The organism is Pseudoduganella ginsengisoli (assembly GCF_009720865.1).
Taxonomy (GTDB): Bacteria; Pseudomonadota; Gammaproteobacteria; order Burkholderiales; family Burkholderiaceae_D; genus Rugamonas; species Rugamonas ginsengisoli.
Genome location: NZ_WNLA01000048.1, coordinates 1 through 12,774, shown reverse-complemented (window position 1 = coordinate 12,774; position 12,774 = coordinate 1). Strand labels below are relative to the sequence as shown.

At 60.9% G+C, this 12,774-nt stretch carries 7 protein-coding genes; all 7 read right to left on the bottom strand.

Going from position 1 to position 12,774, the window contains the following annotated elements; translation table 11 throughout:
- Window positions 1–194 precede the first annotated feature (194 nt).
- The 7 genes from GM668_RS29805 to GM668_RS29775 all read right to left on the bottom strand — a co-directional run bounded on the left by GM668_RS29805 (window position 195) and on the right by GM668_RS29775 (window position 12,601).
- On the bottom strand, window positions 195–947 hold the full coding sequence (locus GM668_RS29805; RefSeq protein ID WP_155442610.1) for a YfaP family protein: 753 nt from the start codon (window positions 945–947) through the stop codon (window positions 195–197).
- Window positions 948–952: 5 nt separating this feature from the next.
- Window positions 953–1,741, bottom strand: a complete 789-nt coding sequence (locus GM668_RS29800; RefSeq protein ID WP_155442609.1) for a YfaP family protein — start codon at window positions 1,739–1,741, stop codon at window positions 953–955.
- Complete coding sequence (locus GM668_RS29795) at window positions 1,738–3,417, bottom strand: DUF2300 domain-containing protein (protein ID WP_155442608.1); 1,680 nt, start codon at window positions 3,415–3,417, stop codon at window positions 1,738–1,740. The genes GM668_RS29800 and GM668_RS29795 overlap by 4 nt, the downstream gene beginning before the upstream one ends.
- Window positions 3,417–7,922, bottom strand: coding sequence for an alpha-2-macroglobulin family protein (locus tag GM668_RS29790; protein WP_229500119.1), 4,506 nt, complete (start codon window positions 7,920–7,922; stop codon window positions 3,417–3,419). Before GM668_RS29790 ends, GM668_RS29795 begins: the two co-directional genes overlap by 1 nt.
- A gap of 17 nt (window positions 7,923–7,939) precedes the next feature.
- Window positions 7,940–8,590, bottom strand: coding sequence for a DUF1175 domain-containing protein (locus GM668_RS29785; protein ID WP_229500116.1), 651 nt, complete (start codon window positions 8,588–8,590; stop codon window positions 7,940–7,942).
- Between the two features lie 8 nt (window positions 8,591–8,598).
- Window positions 8,599–10,188, bottom strand: coding sequence for a DUF2138 family protein (locus GM668_RS29780; protein ID WP_155442605.1), 1,590 nt, complete (start codon window positions 10,186–10,188; stop codon window positions 8,599–8,601).
- A gap of 73 nt (window positions 10,189–10,261) precedes the next feature.
- On the bottom strand, window positions 10,262–12,601 hold the full coding sequence (locus tag GM668_RS29775) for a penicillin acylase family protein (protein WP_155442604.1): 2,340 nt from the start codon (window positions 12,599–12,601) through the stop codon (window positions 10,262–10,264).
- Window positions 12,602–12,774: the final 173 nt, after the last annotated feature.

Sequence of the window (12,774 nt, the reverse complement as noted above, 5' to 3'; positions counted from 1 at the left end):
CGACTGTATGTTTTTAAAGAAGTGCTGATCTTTCGATATCGACGAAGCGTTGTGTTCGTCAGCAGCAGAGAAGCGAGATTATCTAGTGTTTCCTGATATCCGTCAACCCCTCGTTTTGCTTCGCTGTTTCGTTTTAAAAACCGTCGCAGCGCTGCGGGGACCGAACTATAGCAAAGCGCCCCGTAAACCGCAAGCTAGGGATAAACGAATGATTTCACCAAGGTCAGCTCGCCAGCCGCGCGCATCGGTACCTGGAACACTTGCCGCTTTTCGCGCGGCGTATTTTCGTTGGTGATGACTGCTACCTGAGCAATGGTCAGCACACCGGTATCAGCGCCGCTGCCATAGTAATTGACGTACACATGGTACAAACCGCGTGGCGGCGATGAACTGGAAAAGATTTCAGGGCCAAATCCCGTCGTGACATCGACGTCAATGGCGCCACCGTTTTTCATGACGCGGTTGCCATACCATGCGTGCTCTCCATCCGGCGCAATCACGTGCAAATCCAGGTCCGTTCCCGGACTATCCCACGACAGCACGACGCGCAACCGCGCCTGCGTCTTGCCTTGGTAACCATCGACGAATTGCGCGCGGGCGCGGCCTTTGCCATCCGGCGTCCGCACTTCCACATTATTCGAACCGCTGCCAAAACCATATGGCCGGCCAAAGCTGCCATCCGGCTGCACTTCCAGCGGCATCGGCACGCCGTTGACGACCAGGGTGGCAGGTTTGCCCTTCACCGCGCCGTTAATGCGGCCACGGATTTGCGCGGTGGCCGCCTGCCCCTGCTGCATCGAAACGGAACTGGCCGGGTAATGCACTTCCTGCGTGTACTCTTCACGCGCACCAGCGGAATTGCGCCAGCCGCCAAGCGGCGCATCCAGCGTCACCTGCGCCACCGCACATGGTGCGAGCGCCAGCAAACCTAAGCAATATCGTTTCATGGACTTTAAAATTTGAACATCTTGACCAGCGTGAGTTCACCTATGCGGCGCAGCGGCACGACAAAACTTTCGCGCCGCTCCTTTGCCGTGTTTTCATTGAAGACCAGCGTAATGCGCGACGTGATAATGGGCTTTTGCCGCGTTGATTCATCAAAGTGATAGCCATCGCCGCCAAAATTACCCCAGTAATTGATCCACACCTGGTACAAGCCATGCTGCGGCGACGTCATCGTGAAATTTTCCGGTCCCGGACCATCGACCGTATCCGCATCCAGCCCGCCGCCATTGGTCAGCGCCGGGTGTCCAAAGAATGCATGCTGGCCATCCGGTGTCACCACGTGTAAATCCACTTCCGCCTGGTTGTCATCCCATGCGGCAATAATGCGGATCACCGGTTGCGGACGTGTGCGGTCCGCTTCATAGAATTGCACGCGCTTCAGCGACTTGCCATCCGGCGAACGCACTTCCACGCTGTTCGAACCGGAGCCAAAGGAATATGCGCGTGCGTAGCGGCCATCATCATCCGTGTACAGCGGCGTCGGATTGCCATTCGCCACCAGCGTGTGGAATGGCCTTTTTTTCCCGACCTTGCCCAGGCTCCCTTCAATCATGCGGCGTCCCCGCTGCGCCCCCCGGTCAATCAAGTTATACGGATAATTGACAGCCAGCTCGCCCGACTTGTCGACGAGACCCGCGCGGTTCCAGCCGCCGCCGGGCGCCGTCAGCGCATTGCCATCCTGCGCGAATGCAGGAACGCTGGCCAGCGCCAGCATAAAAACAAGCGTCTGCTTCATAGCGCCTCCAGTTTTAAGTCCGTGAGCCGGCGCGCCAGCCGCTCCACATAATCTTCATCTTGCCCGCGCGGATGGTGGCGCAAGCCTAAATGCAGGTATTCATGGGCCAGCGTAATGCGGTCTTCCCGCGTTGCCAGCGGCCGCATGAAAATGCGGTTGCGCGACTGTTCGGAATATGGCGCGCCCGATGCCAGTGCGCACACGGCCGGCAAATTCGCCGGCGCTTCATAACCCGCTTCTTGCCGCAGCACGCGCTGCCAGCGGGGCAGCTCGCGTTCCAGCCACGCTTCATTTTGCGCCAGCCGTGTGCAGCGCACGCCACCAGTGCCGGCGGCAGCCAGCACGCCATGCGGATACGCGTCCGCCAGCACTTCATCAAAGTATCGGCCTTGCCGCGCCAAGGCCACGGCGCGCGTCCATGCCAGCGTATCGGCTGATGGCGTATCGCGGTGATAGCGGACCGGTGTGCCATCGACGACCAGCTGGTCAGTCCAGCGCGCGGCCGCCAGCGCTGCCGCACTGGCAGGATTAGGACTGACCCTCTGCGTGGCGCTGCTATCGGTGATTTGCTGGCACCCGGCCACTTGCCGCGCGTTTTGCTGCAAATAGCTGCGGGCGGAAACGGCCAGCGCCCGCGCAGCCTCGGCAGGCTCCGCGCTGGCTTCCCGGTCAATCACGCGCGCGACATATTCATTGGTCCCGAAGCGGCCCCGTAATTTCAAACGCCCGTCCGCCTGCTGTTCCAGCACCATCTCGCCAGTACTGCGTAACGCCAGTGCCTGGCCATTTTCAAACGTCACACGGTAGCGGCCATGCAGCGGCCCCGGCGCTGCGGCGCCGCCATCCCCTTGCACGGCGCGCAGCGGATAACGCGCAAAGTAATCCACCACCACGCAGCCGCTGTCGTCCGGCTCCGCTGGCGGCAGTGCTGCAGCCAGCTGCGGCGCCCATGCGCGGAACACACTGCTGCTGGTACCCTGCCCGGCAAACCAGACCGGCGTGCCATCGGCCAGCCAGCCCGCAGCGCCGCCCAGACGCTCTTTCCCTTCATGCCACGAAAATGTCTTGACGCGCAAACGGCTGCCGAACCAGCGCACCGAATCAGCGCCGCGCCCATCGAGCACCACACGCAACAGCGCATGTTCCGCTTCCGCGCGGCTTGCCGGTGGAATGGCAGCCAGCACTCGCAACAGGCTGTCGAGCCGCACCATGCGTTCCGGCGACAGTTGCGACGGCGCGGCCAGCCATGCCGTATCACCGCCAGGGGCGGCGCCCAGCCGCCGCGTCCAATATGTCTGCCACGGTGCGATGGCCAGCGCCAGCCGGGCCGGAGCAAAAAACAAGCCGCATGACTGGACCAGCGCCGCATCGCGGTTCACCGACTGGCCGGCATCGCAACAATACACTTCGTCGGGATCGCGTCCGGTGCACCGGTAATCCGGCAGCGGCGTCTTTGTCTCTGCCGCATACAGATAAACAAACAACTTCCACAAGCTACCCAGCGGCACCATGCGGCTGCCATTGAATGGCGCCGGCGCGGGGCCGCCATTGCGCAACTGCGTGACAACGGTACGATCGCCCTTCCACCACGCGACATTCAGGCTGGCGGCAGCGCAAGGCGCCGCCGCGGCACAGGCCACGACGGTTCCCAGCAGCGCAGCCTGCAACTTGTTCATCACTCGACCTTCACCGTGCGATTGGTTTTACCATCGCCTTCAAAAGCCTTTTGTTCCGGCTGATACATGCGGTGGAAACGGGCCGGCGGCAATACGTAGCTGCCCTTTTGTGCAAAGCGCAGCAAATGGCGCACGGTGACATTGCCTTCCAGCGGATCGATCGGCACGGCATAGCCATCGCGCCGCTCAGCGTGGCGGGTACGTTCCAGCGGCGTGGGAGGATCGCCCGCCATCGTGATACCCCACGTGCTGGCTTCCACCATGGCGCCGGGTGGCAGCGCGACTTCCAATAAACCATAACGGTGTTTGCCGCCTGCCGCCGGTTTCAGCGTGATTTCATCCATATACAGTTCGTCCGTGCGCAGCGCTTCGCCCGGTTTCACCAGTTCCGTCGTATAACCTTTGTCGCCCCGCTTCATGCGTACGATGCGGCGTTCAATGGTGACCGGCAGCGATGGCGTTTCCGCCGCGCGGCTGTCGTATTGAACGACAGCCACCGTGCCTGCCGGCGCAGGCGTGGCAGCTGCGATGCGCAACTGGTCCGGCACGGCTTTCGCGTCGGTCCAGCGCCATGCCGGCTGGCCGCCACGGCTATCGATTTTCTGCCAAGGGCCTTCCAGCGCCAGCACCGGCGGCTTGCCAAAGGCGCCGCCGCCCAGTTTTTTCTGCACCCACAGCAAAGTCATCGCCCGGTCCAGTGTCGGCATGTCGGCACGCACGGATGACAGCACGCTGTCCGCCGCCGAAACCGGCAATTCGCCCGCCAGCATCAGCAGCGCTTGCGCAGCCGGTGCAGGCGATGCGCGCAATGCTTTCCATGCACCTGCCACCTGCTGTTGCAGTGCAGGTGGCAATGGCACGCCATTTTGCGAAGCTACGACGGAAGCCAATCCCAGCGCCATCGCCTGGCTGTTGCGGTCATCGCTTGTTCCCAGCAACAGGCTGGAAGATGGGCCTTGCTGGCCGGCTTTCTCGGTCAGGGTCATGGCCGCGATATCGTCCACCAGCCCGGAAGCCAGTGTTTTTGTCGGCAAGCCCATATCGCGCGCCATCCACAGCACCAATGCACGCTCGGCCAGGCCGTCTTTCAAGCCATGTTCCGTGTACACGGTCAGCAAGTTATTCCAATGCTCGGCCGGCATATCGATACGCAGCGCACGTGCTGCATACCAATCCGCGTAATATGCATACGCCGTCATCAGCGCATTGCCCTGCGTCGCGTTGCCCCACCAGCCAAAGACTGCTTTCGGTCCCGCCATCGACACGAGGCGCAAACGCTGCGACTGCAGCGTTGCAGTCAGCCGGTCACGCACACTTGCCGCATCCGGCCCCAGGCTCTGGATTGCCATTGTCAGCGGAATCAAACGGCTGGCCGTCTGTTCCACGCAGCCATACGGGAACTCAATCAAGTCATCGGCAATGCGGGCAAAGTGGCTGGCGGCGCCCTGCGCAAACGACACGCGGATATTGCGCGCATCGGCCGGCAGCTTCAGCGCAGTGTCGCCGCCCAGCGGCACCACCATCGAACGAGGGCTGCTCCACGCGGCAGGCAATGCCTGCAAATTCGTGTCCAGCGCATCCACCAGTTTGCCGTCCTGCTTCACTTCCAGCCGCATCGCGCCACTACCGGCTGCCAGCGGGAATTCCACGTAATTGACACCCGGCTTTGCGGACAGCTTTTCAGTTTTCGGCTGGGCGCCGCCCGACAGCGTGACTTCCAGCTTTTGTTCCTTGTCCGTCTGGTTGAACACGGCGAAGGATGCACGAGGTGCATCCCCCACGCGCAGCCAGTCCGGCGCCGTCCACTTCGCATAGAAGTTTTTATCCGAACGCAGGTAGCCGGTGCGCTGCCCCACGCGGCCTTGCATATCCATGGCGCGGCCGGTAATGCGCCAGCGCGTCAGCGCATCCGGCATGGTGAACGTCACGCGGGCACGGCCATCTGCATCTGTTTTCAGCGATGGCGCCCACAGGGCCGTATCGATATTGTCGCGGCGCGGCCGCTCCAGCACTTTGACGCCCCGTTCGTTGTAATTGTGGCGCGCGGGTGCGCCACTGGTGCGGCCTTGCGCCATGTCGTAGCTGATGAACGACAGGCTGGCTGTCGTGCGCACATTGTTGCGGCGGGGGTGGTAGAAGAAGTCTGCGATATCCGGGGCGATTTCCGGCTGCAGCACATAAATCATTTCATCGACAACGCCCAGCGCCACCAGTGTGGACAGCGGCTTGCCTTCCAGGGTGGCCGTCACATCCAGCGTGACTTTTTCGCCAGGCTGGTACACCTCTTTATCCGTCTTGAATTGCAGGGCGATGCGGGGCTCGATCACCAGCAAGCCTGCGTTTTCAAACACGAATTCGCCATTGCGTGTGTGGGCGACGGAGAAGGTAATGTTCGGGCCATGCTCTTCTTTCACGGGGATGCGCACACGCCACTGCGCTGGCGCCACCTTGACGGCCTTGTACCAGCTTGCTCCGCCATTGAGCAAGCCATATTGTTCGACCTTGTCGCGCTCCAAAGTCAGCAGCGCCTGATCGACGGGGTCCGAGAATGTAATCAGCGCTTCCGCTGTTTCACCGGGGCGGTATTGCGCCCGGTCCAGCACAATCTCGATACTGCCCGGTGACGTCTTCACGCCGTCGCCGCTGACCCAGTGGCTGGTGGCTGCCAGCAAATTACCTTTTTCGTCACGCAGCGACAGCTGGTAAGAACCGGAGGCAGGGAATGTCACATCCCAGCCTTTGGCGTTCGGATCGAACGCGCCGTTGGTTTTCGTCTGCTTTTCCAACTGCACCATTTCCCAGCGCACCGGGCGCACGGCCGCCTGCCCGTCCGGGATCAAGTCAAAATGCACGGCCTGGCCCGGATCGGAAAACTGGCGCACCGCCTTCAACTGATAACTGGTGGCGGATCGTTCGATCATCAATTCGCGCGTGGCTTTGACGCGGTATGCGGCGCCATCGGTCGCCAGCACGGTCAGGATATAGCGCGATGGATCGGCGGCAGGTGGCAGCGAAAATGCGGCATTGCCGCTGCCATCGGTTTTCAATTCTTCTGTTTTCAGCTCAACGGGGAACAGGCCGCCATAACGCAGTTCGCCTTCCACCATCGTGTTTTGCTGGCCTCTCACTGTCAGCGACAACGCCGCGTTTTTCACCGGCTTGCCATCCGGGTAGCGCAGCGCGATTGTTCCGCTCACGGCTTCACCGGTTTTGAATTCCGGCTTGGCCGGCGAGATATTGATTTCAAAGTGCGGCTTCACGTATTCGGCCACGCGGAATGCGGCGCCATAAATACCGTCGCGGTACGTGAAGCGCAATTCATAGCCGCCTGCCGTTGCCTGTTCGGGCAGGCGGAAGCGGGTTTCCGTCCCGGTGTCGCCAGACAATTGCAGCGCCTGCGTCAGCAGCGGCGTGCCATTCGGGTCATACACAGTCAGCGCGATCGGCGCAGCCATTGCCGCTTGCGATACCCGGGCGGACTTGAATTCACGCCCCAGGAATTTCACGTTGACTTCGTCTCCCGGCCGGTACAGCGGACGGTCCGTGACAGCATAAATCTTCGTGTTATAGATTTCGCTGTCATAGTAAAAATTCTCGGACACGAACACGCCGCCATCGCGGTCTTCGCCCAGCACATACGTATGTTCCGGGCTGCCCCGTTCCATGACGGCCACGCCATCGCTGCCGGATTTGGCCGATTGCAGCACACCCGCGCCATCGGTCCATGCAATGCTGGCGCCGGAAACCGCGGCGCCATTGTCGCGGCGCGCAGTCCATACCAGCATCTGGCCGGATGATACCTTGGTCACCGCCATGGTGTCGGACACGAAAACCAGTGTGGTGGCGCGGTGTTCGCCAATAATGGCTTCCACCAGGTACAGCCCCGGCTTGCGCTTGCCCACCGGGATCATCACGTTGCCGCTGCCCTGCTGGATGAACTCACTGCTGGAACCATCGAGCTTGACACCTTTCGGCGGCTCGATCTGCTTTGCTTGCCAGATCGGATAGCGGAAGCTGTCCACCATCTCATAACCCTTGAGCGGCTTGTACTGCGGGTGGTTGGCAAATACGGTCGGCCGGCGCAGCGCTTCGCCATTGGTGGCCAGCTTTGGCTGTTCTTGCGTGACGGCGCGGCGCGCCTCGGCGGAAAATATTTTGCGCCACGCAAGGCGCGCCTGTTTCCACCAGCTGTCCCACAGGAAGCTCAATGTATTGGCCAGCCCTTCGCCCTGGTAATTGCCTTCAACCTGGATGCGGTGCAGATTGCGCTGCTTTTTCAAGAACTCCAGCGGTTCCGGCACGCGGTACACGACGATATCGACGCCGGAATACGCTTCCGTATTCATGCGTCCCATGTCGCGGCCCGGCACTTCCAGCCGCACTTTGGCTTCGTCCTTGCTGCCATAGCCCGCATCGGACAACAGGAAGAACGGTTCGCCCTTGAACAGGGTATAGCCGCTCGCGTCTTGCGCCGTGACGGTCCCTGCAGGCGCAAGCGCCAGCAAGGCAATAAGCCACAGCTTCAGGACAGAAACGACAGCCGGAAAATACCGGCGAAATTGGGATTGCTGGCCACTGGTTGCCACCGGGTGTCCTTCCATGTCATCAATTGTTTGATATCGACGGCCCGCAAGCCGTTGTCGTCGGTTGTAACGGTACCGGTGTGGTACGCAATGCGGGCGCCCATCCACACCATCAAATGCTGTTCATCGCCCTGGTCAAAAAACAGCAAGTCGCCGGGCTGCGCCTGGCTCACTTCACGCGCAATGAATTTGCTGTTGTGCTGCACCAGCGCTATCGCCGTAACAAAGTGGCCTACTTGTCCACCTGTCTGCACCCAGCGGTTGCGCAATGCCGCCTGCTCGCCCGTCAGATCCAGCTCGGGAGGCAAGCGGCGGTCCGTAGCGATGCCGTTCGCGCGCAACCACTTCGCATCGTGAGGGCTGAGCGCTTCATTAACAGCAAAGCGCACCAGCCCTGCACAGTCGCGGTGCTGCCAGCGCGGCGTCGGCCCCTGTTCCAGCTGCGCGTTAATAATGCGCAGCATCCAGCCCTGGAAAGCACGCGACTGTTCCTGCGACAGCCGTACTTGCTGCTGCAATGGGCCTTTCAGCGCATGGGCGCGCGGGGCTACAGCCGCCGTACAGGCGGCAGCCAGCACACGCAATGCCATGCGCCGCTTCATTGCGTGACGGCTTGCCATTCCAGCGGTTGCCACGCGGCGCCCGTGGCCGGCAGGGATTTCAATACCATGCGGTAAGGCGGATATTTTTTCAGCGCTTCCAGGCGCGGCGCCAGGTGTTCATCGGCTGCCGTGCGCAGCACAGGTTCCTGATTGGCCGGCAGCGTGGCAAACGCTTCTTTCTGGATCAGCTGCGCCAGCGACGCCGGTGCAATCAAGCCCACCGTGCGGCCGGGGTCCGGCATGCGGTCCCCCGCAGCAGGCGCCTGTTTGCGTTTGACCGCCAGGACTTGGTCAACCAGGCGCGCATCAGCGGAAAATACCACCGTGTTGCCCGCCACGGCCAGCGTGGGCGTCGTGTCGCCCAATTTGGTGGACACGGTACGCTGCCAGCGCACTGCACCGCCTTTTGCCTCTGTCTTTTCCACTTGTCCGCCGCCGCCAATAGCGACATCAAACAGGCTGCCCAGCAAGGCATCCGGTTTGCCCTCCCCCGTGCGGCTGGCAATGAACACCGGTGTATGCAGGCGCGAATTGCCATACCAGCACGCGGCCACGGGGCCAGCCAATTGTTCGGCCAACGGCTGCACGGATTCGCTGGCTTTGCTGCCGACCCTTTTCAATACCGGCTGCATGGCCTTCCAATCGGCGGGCACGGTAAAACAGCCGCCCGGATTATGCGGCAGCGCAGTCCACAGCGCGGCATTGTCATAGCCGCCCTTGGCCAGCTTGCCGCCATCGATCAGCACTTGCGAACGCCATGCACCTTTGCTGAAGTCAAAGCGCAGCGCCTGCAGCGCGCCGAAAAATGGCTGATAGCCGAACGACAGGAAGTCTGCCTTGACGGCAATGCTGTGACCTTCCACCCGTTTGGGCTCGAAGTGGAATTGTTCGTGGAACGGGCGCTGTTTGGTTGCCGACGATGTCAGCAAACCCGAAATGACATCGGCTGCCGTGCTGTCTGCACGCTTGCCGTCCTTGCCGCCATAGAGCATGCCGGGATGGGACAGGATCACCATCCTTTCGCCATGCGCGGCAATCAGCATCGTGCGGCCATACGCGTAATTGAGCGCGTACACTTGCACGGTGTCGCCATCAACGCGCATGCCTCCGGCAATGGTCAGTTGCGTATCCTTGAGGGCTACCTTGCCGGCTTCTTCCAGCAAGCGCGTGAGCTGGCTGCGCGACACGGCAATGGCGAAGTGCTTCAGCGAGCCATCGCCATCACGCCACAGCGCCACTTCCGCAGGCTGGTCCAGCACCATGCGGATCAGCTGGTCGCCCCAACCCAGTTCGTGTTCATACGCGATACGGCGCAGCGTACCTTTTAAACCCAGGCGGTCTTCGCTTTGCTCGTAATAAAACAGGAAGTCTTCGCGCAGCACGTCACGCGCCAGGGGAATGGTCAGCAGATCGCGCGGCAGTGACGCCAGGCTGCGGGTGACAATCAGTGCGTCGGGCTTCGTGAGGTCGAGATTCAGGCTGTTGACGGGACTCATCAAGTCCCATCCCACGGTGCGATAACCCACCAGCGCAGCTACGCCGACAGCCACCACTGCAAGAGCTTTACCCAGCGTCTTTTTCTTCATGGGGAACTTGAATGATTGCCGTTAAAGTTAGCAATATAGCATGCCCCCCATGCTTACTGAAAAGGAATAGTTACTACTCCATCAGCACTTTCCGCGCATAGGCCGGGTCTTTGTGGATGTCGCGTTCAGAATAAGGCAGCTTGACCAGCTTCTTGCGCGAGAACAGCGGCAACTGGTCATCGTAGTATGGCGACTTCGGATCAACCGACTGGCCATATACGAGCAAGCCACGCGCCACCGGACCATCGCGGTCAAAACCCACCACCTGGATATAGCTGGCGCCCCAGTTGACGTTACCGTAGCCTGCCGGCGTCAAGCCGCCCTGCATCACCATCGTGTTATAGACGCCATCTTCGTCACCCAGCCCGCCATGCAGCGGATAACGTTTGCCGTTGCGGGTCTCCGCCTGCACATCGCCAAGGCGGCTGTACAGGGGCACATTCTGCGCATTCAGTTTGGCTACTGCAGCGCGCAGCGCATCGAGCAGCGCAGGCGTGGCAGCGGCAGCGACGCCGCGCGGGGTATTAACCGGATCGGCCGGATTGAAAGGCACACTCCATTTGTTCGGTACCGCGGCAGCGGCATTCCAGAATTCGCGGAACAGGACAGCGCCCCGGCTATCGATATCGGCCTTGCGGTCCCACATTTTCAAGATAGAGCACGCCAGCAGCAAGTCGCGGTCATTGGATGCGAAGCAGGCTGCCAGCAATTCCGGCAATACCAGTTCCGCCGCGTAGACACGGTTGGTGAACAACAGGGATTCCAGGTCGCCCATGTTCAAATGACGCTCGCTGGCCAGCGCCTGCTCCACTTGCTTGAAGCCGATGCGCGTGCGCAGTGTTTGTTCGACGCCGGGCGAACCATACAGCGGCGAATAGCCAAACGGCGCGGGGCCCGTCAGCGGTGCACGGACATTGGCCAGCCAGTACGCATCGTTGGAGTTGCCCACATAGTCGTCGCGCTCCTGCGTCGGCATATTGGCTGCGCCAAACACATTGCCAGACGCGCCCTCATCCTGGCCCCATGCGCATGCGCTGCGGGTACCGTCAAACCCCAGCAACTGCGGCACGACGAAACAGTCCGACGCGAATTTATCAGCGCCCACGTGCGGCACGCGGCTGGCGTCCATATACAGCGTGGCGCCGTTGCGGTCCGCCGCGATAGTGTTCACCCACGGCAGGGCGCCGACGCTGGACAGGCTGGTTTTCACCGCGTCGACACTGTCTGCCTGGCCCAGCGACAGCCACTGTTCCAGCATACGGGCGCCATTGCGGTTGGCATCACGCAGTGCGAATGCCTGCTGGCTGGTCCAGCCCACGCCGGCAGCAGGGTTCACAAAGATGGCGCCATGTACGGTGGAATAAAACGTCTTTTGTTTGGTGGCCAGCGTACCATCGGCCTGCAGTACATCGATGGAGACGGTGCGCGACGCCATTTTCACCGGTGCGCCATCGTAGTAATACGTGGTGCCAGTGGGATCGGACGGGTCCAGCGCAAGCGCGAACGTCGTGAAGTGCACGGCCTTGGTGACGGTATGGGTCCACGCGACATCCTGGTTAAAGCCAATCACCACGACGGGCAACCCGCCCAGCGATGCGCCCATCACGTCAAGTTTGCCTGGCATCGTCAAATGCAGCTGGTACATTCGTTCCGTGCTATTCCAAGGATAGTGAGGGTTCCCCAGCAACAGGCCGCGGCCATTGGCGCTGGCGTCACGGCCCACTGCCAGGCCATTGCTGCCAATGCCTGCGGGCAGACCCGTCGCGATTTTTTCCGTGGCAGGCGGCAGCGCTTTGGCCAAAGTGACTGGCGCACCAGGGTCTCGTGCGGCGCCGACGATACCGGCAGCAAAGACATCGCCGGACGCGTGCAGGGATTTTTCTTCCACCAGCCGGTACATGTCTTCGGCCGTGATGGGTTTGACCCACGCAGCGTTGCGGCATGCATTGGGCAGTTTTTTCTGGTTGTCGCTCAGGTAGCGGTTGTAGCCATCGGCATAACCAGCCAGCAAATCACGTACTTCCTTCTTGCCCGCGGCATAGGCGGCGCGCAGCTGGTCGATGTCGACATAGCCTTTGTAGTAGAAGTCGCTCTGTTCATTGGTCAGGTCGATATAGCCATTGGCGACACCATACTCGCCGTTTTTTGGTGTCGTCGTGTGAGCGTCTGGACCGAAGTAGCGGGAGCGTTCGCCCCGTACAGTGAGGAAGGTGTCTGCCAGCATGCAGACGTTATCCTGGGCATAGGCATACGCCACGCCATAGCCGAGACTGCGGAAATCATTTGCTTTGACATGCACAACACCGTAACTGGTGCGTGTGACTTCAGTGCGGATCTTGTCTTTTGCCACATCGGCTGCTGTGGCCGATACTGCGACGGATGCGAATAACCAACCCAGTGCGTATGTCTTCATACCTCTCCTTGTTTTTAGATTAATTATCAAAACAAAAAGAGAGTAACATTGACAACGCCGCGCACAATACAAAAAGCCCGCCAAGAGCTAACTTGGCGGGCTTTTCTCAATAACTAGCCTGACGATAACCTACTTTCACACTGGTTGCAGCACTATCATCGGCGCAGAGTCGT